Genomic DNA, 21,209 nt, shown 5'->3' with positions numbered 1-21,209 from the left:
TTTAGTATTTAATCAATTTCTTTATATTTTCGGCGCGTTTATCGTTGAGCGCATAATAAATCTGATACAAAGGCGGAGCCCAGTCCACCGTATGCCTTGCCGGGTCCAATTCTTTGGCGCGCTCGAGATATACCTTGCCCTCTTCAAGCAGGGAGTTTATTGAGTCTATCTGCACTTTGTCTTTATCCTCTTTGTGCTTGTCGCTCAACTGAATGGCTTTGGATGTATAGCAGATACCTACATTATAAATAGCAGGGAGAAACAGCGAATCTTGGGCAATTGCGCATTTGAACGCATCTATTGCAGTATCCCACTGATGGAGTTGCATGTGTCTTTCGCCTTTCAGAGCCCAAAGCATCTTGTTGCGCGGAGAGTTTTCCAGTTCGTGGTCAACAAAATGAGCCAATTCATCGGCAAGACCCTTGTCGGAATAATACTGTATAATCAATTCCACATAGTTTTGATTAGATCTGTCTTTCTCGTGAAGCGCCAAGAGAGAATTGATGTAGATTACCGCATCCTTTTCCGTCTTCATCAGCATCTTCATGCAGTATATTTTCAGTTGGGCAGCGTCCTTGGCGGTCTCTATATGCTGTAGAGCCAAATCTGCCATACGTTCCGCTTTGCTGTAATCCTTTATACCATAAGCCATCTTGCCGGCACACAATGCCGCCAGACCAATCTCTTGCTTTGACTTATCGAATAAGGGATGATGCTGTGTATCAATGTACAACTGCAGCAAAGCCAGACCTCTGACCGGGTCCTTCCCCTGATAATATATACCACCATCAACCAATTTGCGTCTGAGTTTACCCACAACGGATGAATTTGTGTGACGATAACGCGGCTTCACCTTTCCCTTGGCATTGGGTTGACAGTCCAGACTGTCGCACTCTATACTTTTTTCTACTATCTTCTCGATAAGACTATAATAATAGGTACTGTCGCGGCATACGGGCAACTTGGCTACAAGCAACTGCAACTCTCTGTTTGCCTTGTCTGCCTGTGCTGCATGATTTACGTTATCTCCCCAGATGCTGCCGACGCAGCAAGAAAGGAACATCATAATCATTATATACGCATTTGTCCTATTATCTCTAATCATATCTTCAAACAATAAAAGGGTTGGCAACCTATTGATTAGGCGACCAACCCCGGTATTTATCAGTGATTAAACCTTTACTTAGTCAGTGCCTCAATTTCCTTTGTACGAGCGTCATCGGCTCCATAGAGCGTATAATAACACTGGTAGAGAGGATAGGTCCAGTTGGCGCGCTCACGGTTGGGGTCCAACTCACGAGCCTTCTCCAGGTAAGTTACACTCTCCTGGCAAAGAACCTTCTGCTCATTGGCGTTCTGGCATGCAGCGGCCTTGGCATTGATGCTGAATGCAAGATAGGTATAAATCAGCGCGTCGTCATTGGGCTTGATAGCGATGGCCTTCTTGAAGTTCTCAATGGCTACATCATACAATGCAGGATCCTGTGTGGCAGCATTCATGGCGTTCTGAGCCTTGAGAGCCAAAGCTGAATAGTCATTGGGGTTCAGAGCAAGGCGAGACTCGATGAGCTTGCTTGCACCGTCCTTGTCGCCCAAAGCCTGCAGTACAGCAGCGAGCTGGCTGAATACCATATCATTCTTGGGATCCTTCTCGTTGAGAGTCTTCAGAGTGTTGGCAAACTTGACAGAGTCCTCCTTGGTCTTCAGGTCCTGCGATGAGAGATAAATCTTGAGATTGAGGGCTTCCTTATAAGAAGCGGTGTCGTTGAGAGCGATGTCAACATATTTGTTGGCATTGTCCATATCCTTGTTCTGGAATGCAAAGACGGCAGCAACACGTGCAACCTCACCGAGATACTTATCGGGGTTGGCAGTGCGGTCAACCTCCTTGAAGAGAGGATGAGAGTAGCTGTCTACATAGAGAGAGAAGAAGTCAAAAGCAGCCTTCTTGTTGTCTGCGGGCTGCAGCTGGCCGGCGTTGATCAGCTCAGTACGCATGTTGACCAGCTTGTTCTGGTTGGCCTGATGGAACTTGGGCTTGATTTTACCCTTCTCGTTAGGCATATTGTCCCACTTGTCACACTCCATGGCGTTGGTAAAAGCCTGCTCAAGAGCTTTGTAGTAACCCAGTGTGTCATAAGCCTCATACTTGCCTGTATTCAACTGCTGCTGCAACTGATTGGCTGCGATGATTTCCTGCTCGTGATTCACCTTCTTCATGGCGAGGTCTACCAGGTAATTGTAAGCCTTGGCCTTCTCTGCTGCGTTGGCGAGAGAGTTCACGCTTGACTTTACCAGGCTTTGTGCCTCGTCGTAGGTCTTGGCCTTCAAGATAGCCTTCAAAGCCTCACTGTCGCCTGCAAATACTGTGGATGTGCCCAGCATCATCAACACAGCGATCAATAGTTTCTTCATAAAATTTAATTTTTAGTTTGTATTTGTTTTATTCTTCTGTAGGTTCACCATTTTCGATTTCATCGACCGGCATAGAGGTGTTGTCGCTCATGATTTCATCGTTCTTCTGCGACCAGGCAGCGCGGCTTTCTTCCTCGACAGTTGCCTCAAGTTCAGAACTCATTACCTTGCAAACGCTTGCAATGATGTCGTTCTTCTTGGCCAGGTTGATAAGTCTCACGCCCTGTGTGGCACGGCCCATTATGCGTACATCAGCCACAGCCAGACGTATGGTAATGCCGCTCTTGTTGATAATCATCAGGTCGTTTTCATCGGTTACATTCTTGATGGCAACCAGACGGCCGGTCTTCTCAGTGATGGCGAGGGTCTTGACTCCCTTACCACCGCGGTTGGTGATGCGATAGTCGGCCACCTGCGAACGCTTGCCGTAACCATTCTCGCTTACTACCATTACAGACTCCTTGTCGGCATCGTTGACCACAATCATTCCGATTACTGCATCGTCATCACCGTCGAGACGCATGCCGCGTACGCCGGTCGATACACGACCCATAGTGCGGATTGCATTCTCGTTGAATCTTACGGCTCTACCATTGCGATTGGCCAGAATGAGCTCGTTATGGCCATTGGTCAGGCGAACATCAACCACCTCGTCGCCCTCAGTGATGTGGATGGCGTTTACACCATTTGCACGAGGACGGCTGTAGGCTTCCAGACAAGTTTTCTTGACTGTACCGTTTGCGGTGGCAAAGACAACGTAATGGCTGTTCACAAACTCGGCATCCTCCAGACCACGACCGCGCAGACGCAGGAAGGCGTTCACAGCGTCATCGGGCTCAATGTTGAGCAGGTTCTGGATGGCACGACCCTTGGAGCTCTTGTCATACTCGGGTATCTCATAACACTTCAGCCAGTAGCAACGGCCCTTCTTGGTGAAGAAGAGCATGGTCTGGTGCATAGTGGCAGGATAGATATATTCGATGAAGTCCTTGTCGCGTGTCTGTGCGCCCTTGGCTCCTACTCCACCACGAGCCTGCTCGCGGAAGTCACTGAGCGGAGTACGCTTGATGTAGCCCAGGTGGCTCACGGTGATAACCACGGGGTCATTGGGGTAGAAATCCTCGGCATTGAATTCGTGCTCGGCAGGAATAATCTCGGTACGGCGATTGTCGCCATACTTCTCCTTGACCTCCTGCAGCTCGTCCTTCATCACCTGTCTGCACAGCGAGTCGTCGGTGAGAATGCGGTTGAGGTAGTCTATCTGCTTCATCAGCTCGTTGTATTCATCGTGCAGCTGGTCGACGCGGAGGCCGGTCAACTGTGACAAGCGCATGTCTACGATGGCCTGAGACTGCAGCTCATCAATCTCAAAGCGCTTCTCCAGGTTGACTCTGGCTTCGCTGGGAGTCTTGCTGGCACGGATGATGTGTACGACTTCGTCAATGTTGTCGCACGCGATGATAAGTCCTTTTAATATATGTGCACGGTCCTGGGCTTTCTTCAGCTCAAACTTGGTACGGCGGATGGTAACATCGTGGCGGTGTTCAACAAAGTAATGTACGCACTCGCGCAGCGTAAGCAGGCGTGGACGTCCGTTGACCAAGGCGATGCAGTTGACTGAGAATGAACTCTGCAGGGCTGTCATCTTAAAGAGTTTGTTCAAGATGACTTTGGCATTGGCGTCGCGCTTTACATCGACAACGATACGCATACCCTGACGACCGGTTTCGTCGTTCACATTAGAGATGCCATCTATCTTGCCCTCCTTTACGAGGTCAGCGATATACTCTATCAGCTGCTGCTTGTTGACACCGTAAGGAATTTCGGTTACTACAATCTTGTCATGACTGTCATCGGTCTCTATTTCAGCTTTGGCGCGCATCACGATGCGGCCACGGCCGGTCTCATAAGCCTGCTTGACGCCCTCCAAACCATATATATAGGCACCTGTGGGGAAATCGGGAGCAGGGATATACTTCATCAGACCCTCGGTGTCTATATCTGGATTGTCGATGTATGCACAGCAGCCGTCGATGACTTCGCCCAGATTATGTGTGGGGATATTGGTTGCCATACCTACGGCAATACCGTTACCGCCATTGACGAGCAGATTGGGTATCTTGGTGGGCATAACCGAAGGTTCGACGAGGGTGTCGTCAAAGTTGTTGGTCATGTCTACCGTGTCCTTGTTCAGGTCATCCATCACGTGCTCACCCATTTTGGCAAGGCGGCACTCGGTATAACGCATAGCTGCAGGAGAGTCGCCGTCTACGCTACCAAAGTTACCCTGACCATCAATGAGCTTATAGCGCATATTCCATTCCTGGCCCATTCTGACGAGGGCGCCATAGACCGAGCTGTCTCCATGAGGGTGGTACTTACCCAACACCTCACCAACAACACGCGCACACTTCTTGTAGGGCTTGTCGCTGGTATTGCCGATGCCAAGCATACCATAGAGAATACGGCGATGTACGGGTTTGAAACCATCGCGCACATCTGGAAGGGCACGAGCTACGATTACCGACATTGAATAGTCAATGTAGGATGACTTCATCTCTTCCTCAATGTTGATCTTGATTATTCTATCATGATCGATTGTCTGATTTTCGTCCATTTACTTACTTATATTTATTCTAATTGTTTTGCTGACTTAAAATGGTCGAAATCGCATTTAAGGGCATTTATTTGCGTTCTAAGCGATTTTCCTATATTTTATCAGAGTTCAAAAGTACAAAAAAATATCTTTCCGTGAAAACAAATTATGCAAAAAATAGCGCATCGTTGATGAATTATAACATTATTAGCATCAACAAATGTGTTTTTTCGTATTATTTAATGGATAATCGAGTGTGCTGAGCCACGAACACAGTGCGATGATGAGATAATTGAACGTGGATAAAGAGTTCGTGTCATTGTGCCGACGAGTACCACAAGTCATTTGATAATTGATGGACGTCTGCGCATAATGTGAGTCCCCAGAACTTAGAGCCTACAGATGGTCTATGGAATGAAATTAAGGTAGGAAACTGTTATTTCAGACTTCGCATTAATCTTTTCAGAATTCCAATTTGCCATTTCGTGGTTTGAACACAAGTTTAAGACAACCTACGAGCGGATGTCTTACAATCGTGTGCAATTGTAGGTGACTGAAGGCGTCCTGTGTTCATTACCACACTGACGGATAGCAGTTTTCGGCAGTTGCGAGCACTCTGAAATGATACCCTCTGCTATATGAAATCTGCATAAGTTTGCGCGGGGCGGTCTGGGTTTGGTTAAATGACAAAGCCACATGGCCCATGGTGCGCCTGAGGTTGAGCTCCACGCACGGGTGCAGCTTTATGCCGTTTTCATCGACTATCATCATGTCTACGCCAAGCGGTCCGGTGTATTTTCCGACCATTTCATCGGTCAGGATGGCACATAGTTCATCTATGGCCGACTGCACCCGATGAAACGGGATATATTTGGAGATAATTTCCACCTTCTCCTCTTCGCTCGCAAGGATGTTCCCTACATACGAACCATTGGAAGACTGGAACACAGACAATCCCAAATACTCGATTCTATCGGGATAGGCGTACAGCTCTACTGCAAAATCTTTTATCTTGCGATAGTAGGGTTCGAGGGTCAATGCTCCCTGGCGCGCAATCACATTCTTGGCCCAACCGCGTTGGTGGGAAGTGAGTTGGTCGACATATCTGAGTCCACGCCCGCTACTGCTCCACGGCGCTTTCATTACATAAGTATAGCCGATGTTCTCAAGTTGGCTTATATTGTCAATCAGTCGAGAACTGCCAACTCGCTCGTCATTTGCTTCAGTGAGCTTTTTCAGCAGATTCTGGCCAGCCCACCAGCGGTGGCTCATCGCGCGGATGCTGTCAAGATATGCGTCGGTTGGCAACAGTTCCTTAGCGATTCCATTGCGCTCCAACTGAAAGCGCAAAGACCTATCCCATCCCCACGGACATATCTCTTCAAGTGGCGGAAGGTGCTTCAGGTCCTGGTAAGTCACAAAAGCCACATCATGGGCATAGCGACCCAGGTGTCTGACCCTGCTCAGTGCCGATGCGATATCATCGACAAGGACCATATCGCCATCCTCGGCCCACAGCGCAGGCAGAAAACCCAGGTCGGAGCGCATCTCGCGACCTGCATGCGGGGCCACGAAATTGAACATGTCAGATGCAAGTGCTATATCGTGCTCGGGGTTAAATATATGTAGCTTCATAACTGTTTTGTAAATTGTCCACAAAATTACAAAGTTTATTCTTTAGCAACGCAAAGAAGTGACAAAAAATACGAAATTGGAAATATTTTGTAAAGTTGAGTTTGCAATTTTGAAAATTAGTATTACCTTTGCATCTATATAAGTAAATCGATTTATGGAAGAGGCCTTTTTCCGCACCCATGCCAATTTGGTAGACAACACAAATGCTGCAGTTCGTCGTAATCTTATGGATGAGATTGACTGGAGCGACCGCTTGATAGGTATCAAGGGTACAAGGGGCGTCGGCAAGACCACCTTTCTCCTGCAATACGCTAAAGAGAAGTTTGGAGCAGCCGACCGCAGTTGTCTGTATGTCAATATGAACAACTTCTACTTCCAGGGCTTGGGTATTGCTGAATTTGCCGAAGACTTCGTTAAAAACGGTGGTCGTGTACTGTTGATTGACCAGGTTTTCAAGCAGCCCAATTGGAGCAGCGAGCTCAGAAAATGTCATGACCTTTTCCCCAATCTCAAGATAGTCTTCACCGGCTCGAGCGTGATGCGCTTGAAAGAGGAGAACCCTGAACTCAACGGCATCGTAAAGAGCTACAATCTGAGAGGCTTTTCATTCAGAGAGTTTCTCAACCTGCAGACGGGCAACGACTTTCGTCCCTATTCGTTGGGCGAGATTCTGAACAACCATGAGCATATCATCAAGACCATTCTGCCCAAGGTAAGTCCTCTCAAGTACTTTCACGACTATATCCATCATGGTTTTTACCCATTCTTCTTGGAACATCGCAATTTCTCCGAGAATCTCCTGAAGACCATGAACATGATGACCGAGGTCGACATCCTCCTTATCAAGCAGATAGAGCTGAAGTATCTTCACAAAATCAAGAAGCTGTTTTATCTCTTGGCTGTCGAAGGTCCCAAGGCACCCAATATCAGCAATCTGGCTGATGAAATACAGACCAGCCGTGCCACGGTGATGAACTATATCAAGTATCTGGCCGATGCGCGTCTTATCAATATCATCTATCCCGTAGGAGAGGAATTCCCCAAGAAGCCTACCAAGGTGATGATGCACAATAGCAATCTCATGTATGCCATCTACCCCATCACCATCGATGACCAGGAACTGATGGAGACATTCTTCGTGAACTCGTTGTGGAAGGACCATATCGTAAATCAGGCCAACAAAGACCACTTCTACATCGTAGACGGCGAAAAGCACTTCAGAATTTGCGATGCCCATGGTGAGCAGAAAATCAGATTCTCTCCCGACACCATCTATGCGCGTTATAATACTGAGGTGGGTAAGGAAAACCAGATACCACTATGGCTATTCGGCTTCCTATATTAATATAATAAGGTGTAAATATAAAAACGAACATACAAACTTTCATTAAAATTTAGAAAAATGGCTAAAGAAAAAAAGTTTATCACATGTGATGGTAACACCGCAGCGGCTCATGTAAGCTACATGTTTACCGAGGTGGCAGCCATCTACCCCATTACCCCATCTTCTCCTATGGCAGAACATGTGGACGAATGGGCTGCTAAAGGCCGTAAGAACCTCTTCGGTCAAAGAGTTTCTATTCAGGAAATGGAATCTGAAGGCGGAGCCGCTGGAGCTGTCCATGGTTCTCTTCAGGCTGGTGCATTAACTTCTACCTATACAGCTTCGCAGGGTCTGTTGTTGATGATACCTAATATGTATAAGATTGCCGGTGAGCTGTTGCCTTGCGTATTCAACGTATCTGCACGTACTCTGGCATCTCACTCACTCTGTATCTTCGGCGACCACCAGGATGTTATGGCCTGCCGTCAGACTGGCTTTGCCATGTTCTGCTCAGGTTCTGTACAGGAGGTTATGGATCTTTCTGCAGTTCCTCACCTTGCCACACTTGAGACATCTGTTCCTTTCATCAACTTCTTTGATGGTTTCCGTACTTCTCATGAGTACCACAAAGTTGAAGAAATTGATATGGAAGATATCCGTCCTCTGGTTAACCCTGAGTATATCAAAAAATTCCGCGACCGCGCATTGTCTCCAGAGCGTCCCGTAACTCGTGGTACCGCTGAAAACCCCGAGACATTCTTCACCCATCGTGAGGCTTGCAATGAGTATTATGACAGAATTCCTGAAGTAGTTGAGAAGTACTGCGGCGAAATCTCTAAGATTACTGGCCGTGAGTATCACCTCTTCAACTATTATGGTGCAGAGGATGCCGAGAATGTTATCATCCTGATGGGTTCTGCTACAGAGCCTGCCCGTGAAGCCATCGACTACCTGAACAAGCAGGGCAAGAAGGTGGGTATGGTTGCAGTTCACCTCTATCGTCCTTTCTCTGTAGACTTCTTGAAGAAGGCTCTTCCCGCTACTGTTAAGCGCATTGCCGTGCTCGACCGTACTAAGGAACCCGGTGCAGAGGGCGAACCACTGTATCTTGACGTTAAGTCTGCTCTCTATGACGACGAGCGCAAGCCTCTCATCGTTGGCGGCCGCTATGGTCTTGGTTCATCCGATACTACACCTGCTAAGATTGTAGCAGTATTCAAGAACCTGGAATTGCCACAGCCCAAGAATCACTTCACCGTAGGTATCGTTGATGACGTTACATTTACATCTCTTCCCGAAGAGGAGGAAATCCCAATGGGTGGTGACGACCTGTTTGAGGCTAAGTTCTATGGTCTCGGTGCCGATGGTACTGTAGGTGCCAACAAGAACTCTGTACAGATTATTGGTAACAATACCAACAAGTATTGTCAGGCTTATTTCTCTTATGACTCTAAGAAGTCTGGTGGTTTTACCTGCTCTCACCTGCGTTTCGGCGACAGCCCAATCCACAGCGCTTATCAGGTAAATACTCCTAACTTTGTAGCTTGTCACGTTCAGGCTTACCTCCACATGTATGACGTTACCCGCGGTCTGCGCAAGAATGGCACATTCCTGCTCAACACTATCTTCGACGGCGAGGAGTTGGTTAACTTCATTCCTAACAAGGTTAAGCGTTGCTTTGCCAAGAACAATATCAAGGTTTACTATATCAATGCCACTAAGATAGCTCAGGAAATTGGTCTTGGAAACCGTACCAACACCATTCTCCAGTCTGCTTTCTTCCGTATCACTGAGGTTATTCCTTTGGACCTGGCTGTAGAGCAGATGAAGGCGTTCATCGTGAAGTCATACTCTAAAAAGGGTCAGGATGTTGTTGACCTCAACTTCGCTGCAGTTGAGCGCGGAGGCGAGTATAAGGAACTGACAGTAGACCCAGCATGGGCTTCTCTTGCTGACGAAGAAGGCAAGGAAGACAATGTACCTGCATTCGTTAAGGAGCTGGTTCGCCCTATCAATGGTCAGGCTGGTGACCTGCTCAAGGTTTCTGACTTCGTTAAGCATAACACTGTTGACGGAACATGGGCCAATGGTACCGCTGCATTTGAGAAGCGTGGCGTAGAGGCTTTCGTTCCCGTATGGAATGTAGAGAATTGTATCCAGTGTAACAAGTGTTCATTCGTTTGTCCTCACGCTGCTATCCGTCCATTCGTTCTTACCGACGAAGAGCTGGCAGGTGTTCCTGGCCTGGCTACTCAGGAGATTAAGGCTCCCGCTGCACTCAAGGGAATGCACTTCCGTATCGAGACTTCTGTTCTCGACTGTCTCGGTTGCGGTAACTGTGCCGATGTGTGTCCTGGCAAGAAAAACAAGGAAACCGGAGAACTCGAGAAGGCTCTCAAGATGGTTCCATTCAATGTTGACGCTCCCGCTATGGTTGAGGAAGCTAAGACATGGGATTACCTCGTACACAATGTTGCCTCTAAGCAGGATTTGGTAGATATCAAGCAGAGCCCCAAGAACTCTCAGTTCGCTCAGCCTCTGTTTGAGTTCTCAGGCGCTTGCTCCGGATGTGGTGAGACACCTTATGTAAAGCTCATTTCTCAGCTCTTTGGTGACCGCCAGATGATTGCTAACGCTACTGGTTGTTCTTCTATTTACTCTGCTTCTATTCCTTCTACTCCTTACACTACCAATGCTAAGGGCCAGGGTCCTGCATTCGACAACTCTCTGTTCGAGGACTTCTGCGAATTCGGTCTGGGTATGGCTTTGGGTAACAAGAAGATGAAGGAGCGCATCTGCCACCTTCTCGAGGAGGCAAAGGCTGATGAGCATGTACCTGCCCAGTTTGTTGCTGCAGCTGACAAGTGGATTGCTGCTAAGGACGATGCTGACGGCTCTAAGGAAGCAGCTGCAGAGCTGAAGCCTCTGATTGCCGCTGGTGCTGAGCAGGGTTGCCCTGTATGTCAGGAGTTGAAGACTCTCGACCACTATCTTGTAAAGCGCAGCCAGTGGATTATCGGTGGCGACGGTGCTTCTTACGATATTGGCTACGGAGGTCTTGACCACGTACTCGCATCTGGTGAGGATATCAATATCTTGGTTCTCGATACTGAGGTTTATTCAAACACTGGTGGCCAGAGCTCTAAGTCTACTCCACTCGGTGCTATTGCTCAGTTCGCAGCTCAGGGTAAGCGCATCCGCAAGAAGGATCTCGGTCTTATGCAGACCACCTATGGCTATATCTATGTTGCCCAGGTTGCTATGGGTGCCGACAATGCTCAGACATTGAAGGCTATCCGCGAGGCAGAGGCTTATCCAGGTCCATCACTCGTTATCGCATACGCTCCTTGTATCAACCACGGTCTGAAGCGTAAGGGCGGTATGGGTAGAAGCCAGAATGAGGAGAAACTCGCCGTTGATTGTGGTTACTGGCACCTGTGGCGCTACAACCCACTGTTGGCCGATGAGGGCAAGAACCCATTCACGCTTGATTCTAAGGAGCCTAACTGGGCTGACTTCCGTGACTTCCTCCTTGGAGAGGTACGTTATCTGAGTGTTCAGAAGGCTTATCCTAATGAAGCTGAGGAACTCTTCTCTCAGGCTGAGCGTATGGCTAAACTCCGTTATCGCAGCTATGTCCGCAAGACTCAGGAAGACTGGAGCGAGATTATCTAATCTTGAATTGATACACCTTATATAATATATAGGGATACTGATGAAGGGAGGTTTGCCAATTGGCAAGCCTCCCTTTTCAATTATCCTCATACAAATCAATAAAAAAACGCATGAAATTAAAATAATGTGCTTTTTCCTTGTTTGTGTCATAGATAACCACTAACTTTGCAGTAATATAACTTAATCCTTTAACAATAAACATTATGACTAAACTTTTACGCTTATCACTTTTGTTATTAGCAGTTTGCGCATGTGGCATAGCTAATGCAGCAAACGTAACAGACAAGTTCACAGCCTCGGCTTTAGGTATCACGGGGACTTCGTATGCCGACTTGACTGATTTCCAATTATCCTCTACAGCAAAGTATTCGCTTAACGCAGCAACAAATAAAGCGACCTGCGTTCAGCTTCGTTCAAAGAATAGTAATTCTGGAATTGTTACAACGACATCTGGTGGTACTGTAAAAAAAATTACAGTTGTATGGAATGAAGCCACCAAGGCTGGTCAAAAGTTGGATGTATATGGAAGTACTTCTGCATATGGCAGCCCTAAGGACTTATATGATGCAAAAACTCAGGGTACGAAAATCGGCACAATAGAAAATGGTAAGAGTACTGAGCTTTCTGTTGAAGGAACCTATACTCATGTAGGATTGCGTTCCAATAATGGTGCGGTTTATGCAACTGAGATATCAATTGAATGGGAGCCTGCTGCTCCGGGTACAGTTGCCATGCCAACAATTACCGGTAACGCCACTTTTGAAACCTCTACCACTGTAACTATTACAGGCCCAGATGGAGCTGACATATATTATACTACTGACGATAGCACTCCCACAACAAGTTCGCAGAAGTACACTGCACCTTTCTCTTTGACAGAGAGCACCACCGTAAATGCTATCGCCGTTAAGGGTGGCAAGTCGAGCACTGTTGCCAGCAAGGACTTTAGCCAGATTACTTGCACAGACGCTACCTTAGAGGAAGTAGTTGGATGGACTGCCGACAAGACTTATGTGAAGCTCGCCCTCAACAACGCCAAGGTGATATACGCTGATGGCAACACAGTCCATCTGCGCGAAAACGGCAAGTGCCTTATGCTTTACAATGTAGGCATCCTCGCCCTCACCCTCAACTCAACGGTAAGCGGAAGCATCAAGATGAACTTCAAATCCTACAATGGCATCCCCGAAATGATGAGAAATGAGTTCACCAATGCCGGTGACCTTTCCATTACTGCTGGCTCTTCTCTGGAATTGGACGCTACTGTAACTACCGTAGAAGACCTCCTCGCCAAGAAGAACCTCTGTGACCTGGTACTTCTTAAGAATGTCACCGTAACCGCAGAAGGCACAGGCAAGGATGCCAAGTATTTCATCGTGAGTGGTGCCAAAAAGATTCAACTCTGGGGTAACCAGAATCTTAGCGCTGTAGGCGTAGGCAAGTCTTTGGATATTTATGCTCTTTGCAATAGTATCTATTCTAACAATGTCCAGATTAAGCCTGTAAAGGTTGGCGACATCACCTTGGGTATTAACAACACTATCGTAGTTGAGAGCAAGAAGCAGGGCATCTACAACATCAATGGTGTTAAGATGAGCGAGGGTCAGAACCTTCCCGCTGGCTTGTATATCAAGAACGGCAAGAAAGTAATTGTTAAATAACACATGTTTTTTCCTAACTCACACCTTACCGGCTGTCTCTACCCTTGTAGAGGCAGCCATTTTATTCATTATTGTCACGACCGATAGCAATTATCGAGATTTTTTCTATTCTTGTGTTCGTGAGATTTCATAAATATAAAGACGCCAATACGCCAAATCTCCGTACCTTCGCAGCCAAAATGGGACAACTTTCCATTATAGGTTTCCATCTGCAATAGATAGCAAATAATAAACATAATAAAAATGGAACTACTTCACAACCTTTTCATGGGTTTCCCCAATCTTTGGGGCGGCGGTGTAGCTCACTCAGTAATGATTCTTTCGCTTGTAATATCCTTGGGATTATTATTGGGCAAGATCAAGGTCGCCAACATTTCTTTGGGGCTGACCTGGGTATTGTTTGTCGGAATTACCTTTGGTTATTTCTGTTTTAATCTTGATGAGCATCTGCTCCACTTCCTCAAGGAGTTTGGCTTGATTCTCTTCGTCTATTCTCTCGGCCTCCAGGTAGGTCCAAGTTTCTTCTCCTCGTTTGGCAAAGGTGGTCTCAGGCTCAATATGCTTGCCATATCGACCATCGCGATAAGCATTGTTGTCACCATCATTCTATTTTATACCACAGGCACTCCTATCACCACCATGGCAGGTATCTTGTCTGGTGCCGTGACCAATACGCCTGGACTGGGAGCTGCCCAGCAAGCCAACAGCGACCTCAATGGAATAGACGACCCCAGCATTGCCGCCAGCTATGCCGCCGCTTATCCTATCGGTGTTATCGGCGCCATACTTATCTTCCTTCTCTTGAAGTATATCCTTTGCATCCATACCGGTAAGGAAGAAGAGGCAGCTAAGCGAGGTCTCGGCGCTACTGAAGAACTGACTGTCCGTCCCTTCTCCGTATGCGTGAAGAATGAGCAGATTGTCGGTAGAACCGTGCGCCAGATAGCTGAAATCTCGCAACGAGATTTTGTCATCTCTCGTATGCTTGTAGATGGAGCCGCCTCCCCCACCGATGTCATTAACGGCTCGACTGTGCTGAATCTCAATGACAAACTGCTCATTACAGCTGCCCCACGTGACATTGAAGCTATCATCGCCTGCCTTGGCGAGCCCACTACTGTAGACTGGGAGAAGTGTGACAAAGGCCACATCTCACGCCGTATTCTTATCACGCGTCCCGAAATCAATGGAAAGACATTGGCCCAACTCCGCATACGCTCTCTCTTTGGAGCCAACATCACCCATGTTTACCGTTCTGGTGTAGAACTTGTTGCCGCACCCCACCTCCAGCTTCAAATGGGCGACAAGGTCACCGTCGTAGGTAGCGAACTGGCCATCAGCCATACCGAGAAGCGTTTGGGCAATTCCATCAAGCGTCTCAACATCCCCAACCTCATTCCTATCTTCCTGGGTATTGCGCTCGGCTGTTTTGTTGCTAACATTCCCTTCTATCTCCCCGGAATCCAGGCTCCACTTAAGCTCGGACTGACCGGTGGCCCGTTGGTTGTAGCCATCCTTATCGGTTTCTTGGGTCCCAAATTCCACCTGATTACTTACAATACCATCTCTTCCAATCTGATGATACGAGAGATAGGATTGTGTATCTTCCTTGCCTGCGTAGGTTTGGGAACCGGCAAAGAGTTTATAGATACCGTCTTCAATGGCAACGGATTGGCCATGGTGGGTTATGGAGCCATCATCACGATGCTTCCACTCCTTATTGGCGGACTCATCGGCCGTTATGCCTTCCACCTCAACTACTACACCCTCATCGGAGTTCTGGCAGGCGCCAACACCAACCCCCCAGCCCTGCGTTATGCCAACGACCTCACCGCAAGTGATTCTCCTGCTGTAGCCTACTCCACGGTATATCCCTTTGCGATGTTCCTCCGCATTATCACCATTCAGATATTAATATTGACTTTAGGATAAAACTATATGCTGAAAATTATTGCCGTCGATGTGGCGCTATTGCTGATTATCGTTTATGGCGTCATTCAGTTTAGAAAAAATAAGAAAAGCAACAGACATGGTTGAAACATCTTCACTTATCACCCATCCCGTAACGGATGACGAGCGTTTGGTTCACCACAAATTGGATTTGCTGTTACGTACCGGCTGTATTCTCGTTGAAAATGCAGCCGACACCAGCCGCATCATCCGCACGATGAAGCGAGTGGCTATGTATCTCTGCATCCCCATCGAGAATCTGCATATTTACGTCAATTACAATATGCTGATGGTCAACCTTAGTGATGTCGAAAAGTCTTACACCAAGTTCCAGCGAGTAGACAAGCATGGCGTCAATCTGGATGCCATCCGCGAGATTAGCCATCTTTCCTGGGACTCTATTCGTAAGAACCTGACTTTGGAGGAATACGAGCGACAGCTTACAGAGATACACCAGCGCAAGCGCAATTACACCCCTTGGCAGGTAGCCATCGGAGGAGGACTGGCGTGCGGCGGCTTCTGCATCCAGTTCGGTTGCGACTGGACGGCATTCTTCTATGCCTCCATTGCAGCCATATTGGGCTTGCGTCTGCGTATGTTCCTCAATTCCAAGGGCTCCAATGGATATTTCAACATCGGCTTGGCAGCTTTTGTATCCACGCTGTTGGCATGGCTCTTCGCCTTGATTTCCACCCGGTCTGGCATTTCCTTCTTGGAGTCCTCCACTCCATGGCATCCGCTTTTGGCCTGCGCCTTGTTCATCGTTCCCGGCGTACCGCTCATCAATTTCGTAAGCGACATGCTTTCAGGCTTTACCCAGGTGGGTATCACCCGAGCCACCAACACGCTGCTTATGCTTTTTGCCATGGCTTTCGGCATAGCCTTTGCCATCCAGTTTTGTGGCATCGACAATTTTGTCCACGACTTGTCCATGATTCCCCATCACACCTATGATGAATACATGCTGGCTGCTGCTATCTCGGCTATCGGTTTCTCCATGATATTCAATGTTCCTCGCCACATGATGCTCTTTGTAGCCCTTGGAGGTATAGTAGCTGTCTGCACCCGCAATTTTGTCAATCTTGGAGCCAGTTCAGGCAACGTCGGATTGGATATGGGCCTCATCGTAGGCTCCTTTGTCGGGTCTGCAGTGATTAGTATCATCTGCTGCTTCATGGTACGTCGCCTGCACACTCCCCACCAGTGCCTGAGCATACCCAGTGTCATACCTATGATTCCTGGAGTGCTGATGTACAGAGCCCTGTTTGCCTTCATCAATATGCATGGAGTTATAGGCGAAGTCACCGTGGCGATGAACAATGCCATCCACGCATCGCTGATTATCCTGTTTATCGCTATTGGTGTGGCCATACCCAATATATTCTTCAGACGGATGATTAATCCCAAGCGGGAGCAGAAGCTGATGGAGCTGCTGTTCATCCGCAAAAATCAGATGGCTGACAAATAAAAATGTCGGCCACCTGTGACAGGACGCCGACATTAATTCACTCCATATTATATCATTTGAGGGTGAATCAATTACATATTGATGCACCCTTTTTATCTATCCGGTATTTTTATAAACCAATGCTTTTCAGCAATTCGCCATTGAGATGGTGTATTTCGACCACTCCATCTTCGTAGATGGCGAATGTTGGCACGTTGCCTCCTTTGGGGAATGTGATAGAACCGGTATTGCAGAATACAGTGCCTTCTTCATTCTCCAGAGTCCACAGATGCGTATGCCCACTGAACACGACGTCATATTTGCCAGGCAACATGTTCTCCTTATTATATTTATGGCCATGGGTGAGCAGCAGCCTGCGCCCATTGTCGACCACCAGAGCATAATCTGCCATGATGGGGAAATCGAGCAGCATCTGGTCTACCTCCGAGTCACAGTTTCCACGTATGGCTACTATCTTGTCTGCCATTGCGTTCAGCGTCTCGGCTATCAGTTTTGGGTTCAACCCTTCGGGCAAACCATTGCGAGGACCGTAATTGAGGATATCGCCCAAGATGAGCAACATATCGCAACTTGCGGAATCATAATAAGACAAAACTTGTTGTAAAGTGGGAAAACAACCGTGGATATCGGAAACAATCAAATATTTCATTCTAATAAATATTTGGTAAAAGATGTGGGTGGTGATGGATTCGAACCACCGAAGGCGAAAGCCAGCAGATTTACAGTCTGCCCCATTTGGCCACTCTGGTAACCACCCTTGCTCAATTGCGAGTGCAAAGGTATACATTTTAGCCGACACTGCCAAAGGTTTGACCAACTTTTTTGCCACAAATATTGTCTGCGCGGTGGCTGGGATGATTAATCGGGTATGGCTCAAACTTTTTATTCCCCTTTATTTTGATATTACGGAAAAAACGCTTATCTTTGCAATCGCAATTGCCGATATGGCTCAGTTGGTAGAGCAACGCATTCGTAATGCGTGGGTCCCGGGTTCGAGTCCCGGTATCGGCTCCATTTCAGGAGTAAGTATAAGCGGAATTAGCACATCGGTAGTGCACGGGCTTCCCAAGCCTGGGAGGCGGGTTCGATTCCCGTATTCCGCTCAAATATGTAGAGATGTTCTGTAATCATGATGATGCAGAGCATTTTTTGTTTATTTACACATCGTTTCATAGCATACAGCGACACATTTATGACAGATTCGTGGCAAAAGATGGTGAGCGGAGAGGTATATGACGCTCTCGCCCCTGAACTCATCAACGAATTGAACAGGGTCAAGGACTTGGTATGGCAGTATAACCAAATCAGACCTTCCGATTATACAAACAAGGAAAAAGCCATCAGAGCCCTGCTCGGCAAGTGTGGTGTCAGGCCCATCGTCAACCAGCCCTTCTATTGCGATTATGGCCGCAATATCGAGGTGGGCGACTTCTTCTTTTCCAACTTCAACCTTACCATTCTCGACGAAGCCCCTGTCAAGATAGGCGACCATGTCTTCATCGGCCCCAATGTGAGCCTATACACGGCTTGCCACCCCACCAATCCCGAAGAGCGAAACAAAGGTGTGGAATGGGCGCGCCCCATCACCATCGGCAACTCGGTCTGGATAGGCGGTAGCGTGACTATTCTGCCTGGCGTCACCATTGGCGACAACTGCACCATAGGAGCCGGCTCGGTGGTTACCCGAGACATTCCAGCCAACAGTATTGCCGTAGGCAACCCCTGCAAAGTCATTAAACATATAGACCATACCTGACCATGCCTACTCTGCATATCGCCATCGTCGGCGGAGGCGCAGCCGGATTGTTTGCTGCCATTACCGCCAAGCACTATTATCCTGACACAGATGTCTGCATCTTTGAGAAGAACAACAAACTGCTGGCCAAGGTGGCGATTACCGGTGGCGGAAGATGCAATCTTACCAATTCGTTTGCAGATATTGCCGACTTGAGCAATGCCTATCCACGCGGGCATAAGCTTATAAAGCGTTTGTTCAACACTTTCGATTACGATGATGTCTATCAGTGGTTTGAAGACCATGGCGTGCCCCTTGTAACACAAGAGGACAACTGCGTTTTTCCGCAGTCGCAAGACTCGCAGTCCATCATAGACTGCCTCATCTCTACCGCTCGACAGTTGGGAGTGAAGTTCAGACTCGGATGCACCATCACGAGCATAGAGCAAACGCCCGACGGGAAGCTGTGCATTACCTCTACATGCGGGCAGGCAAGCGCTACGCAGAAGCAACATTATGACCGCGTGGCTGTAACGACTGGCGGCTCACCTCAAATGAAGGGCTTGGAGTTTTTGTCACCGGTGGTACGTAAACTGGAATCGCCAGTAGCCTCGCTTTTCACGCTGACCATCAATGACCGCAGACTGCAGAGCATGATGGGAACCGTGGTCAATCCTGTCACAGTCTCTATTCCTTCCACCAAGTTCAAGGCCGAAGGACCGTTGCTTATCACCCATTGGGGCGTGAGCGGACCTGCCGTGCTGAAACTGTCATCCTATGCCGCCCGCTTTCTTCACGATGCCGATTATCACTCCACTTTGGCGGTCAACTGGATTAACCGCACGCATCATCATGAGGTTGAGCAGGAGTTCTATATGTTTATAGCCAGCAACGCGAATAAGATGGCGGGCAATTTACACCCGTTCAACCTTACATCTCGGCTGTGGACATACATTCTGGAGAAGTGTGGATGCCCCGCCGACCGGCGTATGGGAGAACTGGGCAAGAAGATGATTAACAAGTTGATAGACACGCTTACCAATGACCAGTATGCCATCGCCGGCAAGGGCAAATTCAAGGACGAGTTTGTCACCTGTGGCGGCGTAGCCTTGGGCGAACTCAACCTCAATACCTTGGAGAGCAAGCACTGCACACACCTGTTTTTCGCAGGCGAAGTGACCGATGTCGATGGCATCACCGGAGGTTTTAACCTCCAGGCGGCATGGACCATGGGCTATGTTGTGGGCATGAATATCGGTAAGGCCTAAAACGAAACAGGGGATGCAGCTGTGAGCTGCATCCCCCATCTTTTTTTTGTTTCAGATTATCCGATTTTGATCTGACGTTCTACCTTGACATCTTCCTTGTTGAACTTGGGCAGAACTATTGTCAGAATGCCGTCTTCGACCTTGGCTGAAATCTTCTCTCGGTCTACATCTTCAGGCAGGATGTAGGCTTGCTCGTAGTTGCCGTAAGAGAACTCGCGACGCAGGTAGTGCTCATTGCGTTCTTCCTGCTTGTGCTCCATCTTGTTCTCGATGTTTACAACCAGATTGTTGTCCTTGTTAAGGCTTATCCGGCAATATTCCTTCTTGATGCCCGGTGCGGCAATCTCCATAGTATATTCCAATGCATTGACCTTTACGTTTACAGCAGGCGCTGTAGTGTTGGTGCGCAGCATACCATTGTTGTCAAAGAACTCATCAAAAGCAGAGTCTAACCAGTTGTTACGTGTTGGGTACATCATAATATTTTCCTCCATTATTAGTTTATATTCATTTATAGTCATCCAGACGATTACCGTCTGTCACTATCATTTTTGCAAAAAACATTCCCACAGCGCTGCGACTGACAAAATGACGCATAATGCTGCCAAATCGGTCATTCAAAACCTAAAATGGCACATTTTGTCATGAAAAATATGGGAAATTATATGGATATTAGAAAATTAATGCGTACCTTTGCAGTCGCAAAAATGAGAATCAGATAAAGCGGGGTGTAGCGCAGCCCGGTAGCGCTCCTGGTTTGGGACCAGGTGGTCGCAGGTTCGAATCCTGTCGCCCCGACTATTATCTTCACTCATTTCCTTGTGCGGGGTGTAGCGCAGCCCGGTAGCGCTCCTGGTTTGGGACCAGGTGGTCGCAGGTTCGAATCCTGTCGCCCCGACCACAGCAAGCATCATACGAATACCGATGGGTTCAGTATGATGCTTTTTTCATGTCTATATCTCTCGGCTCTATCGCCACGCCTATCACCACCACTCCCCCAACCTGCCCCGATATCCGTTGCCCCATCAGTCCAATTGATAACCGGCCCATATCCAAACCGTCCGCCATCATCTTTTTTCTGATTTCTGGGTTTGAAACAGTGGTTTCGTACTTTGCAATTATGATTTCAAAGTTTGAATTATCCATTTCGCGCTTTGCATCCATTTTATAGTTGGACTCGATGTATAAGGACTACAATGGCGCGAAACATGTGCCATGTCTCAAGATTATAGTGATGACTTAATCAGCGGAAAACGGTATGGAAAAACGTGTGACTCGTGTCGGGCTGCTGCCCACGATTAAGGTTATGGCTATGAAAAAAGCCCCAAGTTGATACTTGGAGCCTTTATCATTTCCATTGCTTTGCGGAAGATGAGGGATTCAAACCCCCGATACCCGGAAAAGGGTATACCGGATTTCGAGTCCAGCGCATTCGGTCACTCTGCCAATCTTCCTTAACCGCTGCAAAAGTAATATTAATTT

15 protein-coding genes and 6 tRNA genes are annotated in these 21,209 nt (G+C 47.7%); 11 read left to right on the top strand and 10 right to left on the bottom strand.

Going from position 1 to position 21,209, the window contains the following annotated elements:
- Position 1 precedes the first annotated feature (1 nt).
- The 4 genes from CIK94_RS03255 to CIK94_RS03240 form a co-directional block, all read right to left on the bottom strand.
- Positions 2-1,066, bottom strand: a complete 1,065-nt coding sequence (locus CIK94_RS03255; protein ID WP_144008284.1) for a lipopolysaccharide assembly protein LapB — start codon at positions 1,064-1,066, stop codon at positions 2-4.
- 113 nt (positions 1,067-1,179) lie between these two features.
- Positions 1,180-2,415: a hypothetical protein gene (locus CIK94_RS03250; protein ID WP_022309593.1), complete on the bottom strand. Its 1,236-nt coding sequence runs from the start codon at positions 2,413-2,415 to the stop codon at positions 1,180-1,182.
- A gap of 28 nt (positions 2,416-2,443) precedes the next feature.
- The gene (gyrA, locus tag CIK94_RS03245) at positions 2,444-5,032 is read right to left on the bottom strand and encodes a DNA gyrase subunit A (RefSeq protein WP_094385424.1); all 2,589 of its coding nucleotides are present in this window, start codon (positions 5,030-5,032) and stop codon (positions 2,444-2,446) included.
- Positions 5,033-5,584: 552 nt separating this feature from the next.
- A complete protein-coding gene (locus tag CIK94_RS03240) occupies positions 5,585-6,646 on the bottom strand; it encodes a hypothetical protein (protein WP_094421278.1) in 1,062 nt (353 codons plus the stop codon).
- A 154-nt stretch (positions 6,647-6,800) separates the two neighbouring features.
- Here CIK94_RS03240 and CIK94_RS03235 point away from each other — a divergent pair, with 154 nt between their 5' ends.
- Positions 6,801-7,991, top strand: a complete 1,191-nt coding sequence (locus CIK94_RS03235; protein WP_022309590.1) for an ATP-binding protein — start codon at positions 6,801-6,803, stop codon at positions 7,989-7,991.
- 57 nt (positions 7,992-8,048) lie between these two features.
- Positions 8,049-11,645: a pyruvate:ferredoxin (flavodoxin) oxidoreductase gene (gene nifJ / locus CIK94_RS03230; RefSeq protein WP_094421276.1), complete on the top strand. Its 3,597-nt coding sequence runs from the start codon at positions 8,049-8,051 to the stop codon at positions 11,643-11,645.
- A 76-nt stretch (positions 11,646-11,721) separates the two neighbouring features.
- Here nifJ and CIK94_RS14535 read toward each other — a convergent pair whose 3' ends face one another.
- Positions 11,722-11,937, bottom strand: a complete 216-nt coding sequence (locus CIK94_RS14535) for a hypothetical protein (RefSeq protein ID WP_173845665.1) — start codon at positions 11,935-11,937, stop codon at positions 11,722-11,724.
- A 439-nt stretch (positions 11,938-12,376) separates the two neighbouring features.
- Here CIK94_RS14535 and CIK94_RS14710 point away from each other — a divergent pair, with 439 nt between their 5' ends.
- From CIK94_RS14710 to CIK94_RS03215, 3 genes are all read left to right on the top strand, one after another.
- Positions 12,377-13,306 (top strand): chitobiase/beta-hexosaminidase C-terminal domain-containing protein, encoded by a 930-nt coding sequence (locus CIK94_RS14710; protein WP_254046127.1) that lies wholly within the window; start codon positions 12,377-12,379, stop codon positions 13,304-13,306.
- A gap of 243 nt (positions 13,307-13,549) precedes the next feature.
- Positions 13,550-15,238 (top strand): putative transporter, encoded by a 1,689-nt coding sequence (locus CIK94_RS03220; protein ID WP_094421272.1) that lies wholly within the window; start codon positions 13,550-13,552, stop codon positions 15,236-15,238.
- Positions 15,239-15,335: 97 nt separating this feature from the next.
- Positions 15,336-16,724, top strand: coding sequence for a threonine/serine exporter ThrE family protein (locus CIK94_RS03215; protein WP_094421270.1), 1,389 nt, complete (start codon positions 15,336-15,338; stop codon positions 16,722-16,724).
- A 109-nt stretch (positions 16,725-16,833) separates the two neighbouring features.
- On the opposite strand, the gene yfcE is transcribed toward CIK94_RS03215, so the two are convergent.
- Positions 16,834-17,373 carry a phosphodiesterase gene (yfcE, locus tag CIK94_RS03210; RefSeq protein ID WP_094421268.1) on the bottom strand — a complete coding sequence of 180 codons (540 nt, stop codon included), beginning with the start codon at positions 17,371-17,373 and terminating at the stop codon, positions 16,834-16,836.
- 25 nt (positions 17,374-17,398) lie between these two features.
- Positions 17,399-17,481 (bottom strand) — tRNA-Tyr (locus CIK94_RS03205).
- Positions 17,482-17,662: 181 nt separating this feature from the next.
- On the opposite strand from CIK94_RS03205, the gene CIK94_RS03200 reads away from it, so the two are divergent.
- The 4 genes from CIK94_RS03200 (at position 17,663) to CIK94_RS03185 (ending at position 19,727) form a co-directional block, all read left to right on the top strand.
- Positions 17,663-17,738: transfer RNA gene (locus CIK94_RS03200), tRNA-Thr, on the top strand.
- A gap of 18 nt (positions 17,739-17,756) precedes the next feature.
- Positions 17,757-17,827 (top strand) — tRNA-Gly (locus CIK94_RS03195).
- 89 nt (positions 17,828-17,916) lie between these two features.
- Positions 17,917-18,480 (top strand): sugar O-acetyltransferase, encoded by a 564-nt coding sequence (locus tag CIK94_RS03190; protein ID WP_094388350.1) that lies wholly within the window; start codon positions 17,917-17,919, stop codon positions 18,478-18,480.
- Between the two features lie 2 nt (positions 18,481-18,482).
- Positions 18,483-19,727, top strand: a complete 1,245-nt coding sequence (locus tag CIK94_RS03185; protein WP_094421266.1) for an NAD(P)/FAD-dependent oxidoreductase — start codon at positions 18,483-18,485, stop codon at positions 19,725-19,727.
- Between the two features lie 56 nt (positions 19,728-19,783).
- On the opposite strand, the gene CIK94_RS03180 is transcribed toward CIK94_RS03185, so the two are convergent.
- Positions 19,784-20,206, bottom strand: a complete 423-nt coding sequence (locus tag CIK94_RS03180; protein ID WP_094387448.1) for an Hsp20/alpha crystallin family protein — start codon at positions 20,204-20,206, stop codon at positions 19,784-19,786.
- A gap of 245 nt (positions 20,207-20,451) precedes the next feature.
- On the opposite strand from CIK94_RS03180, the gene CIK94_RS03175 reads away from it, so the two are divergent.
- Together CIK94_RS03175 and CIK94_RS03170 are read left to right on the top strand one after the other, a co-directional pair.
- Positions 20,452-20,525: transfer RNA gene (locus CIK94_RS03175), tRNA-Pro, on the top strand.
- A 26-nt stretch (positions 20,526-20,551) separates the two neighbouring features.
- Positions 20,552-20,628: transfer RNA gene (locus CIK94_RS03170), tRNA-Pro, on the top strand.
- Between the two features lie 29 nt (positions 20,629-20,657).
- On the opposite strand, the gene CIK94_RS03165 is transcribed toward CIK94_RS03170, so the two are convergent.
- Positions 20,658-20,891, bottom strand: a complete 234-nt coding sequence (locus CIK94_RS03165) for a hypothetical protein (RefSeq protein WP_094421264.1) — start codon at positions 20,889-20,891, stop codon at positions 20,658-20,660.
- A gap of 201 nt (positions 20,892-21,092) precedes the next feature.
- Positions 21,093-21,181 (bottom strand) — tRNA-Ser (locus tag CIK94_RS03160).
- Between the last annotated feature and the right edge of the window lie 28 nt (positions 21,182-21,209).

The organism is Prevotella sp. P4-51, assembly GCF_002251455.1.
Lineage (GTDB): Bacteria > Bacteroidota > Bacteroidia > Bacteroidales > Bacteroidaceae > Prevotella.
Note: the sequence above shows the minus strand (reverse complement) of the source record. Positions and strands in the feature narration are given on the sequence as shown.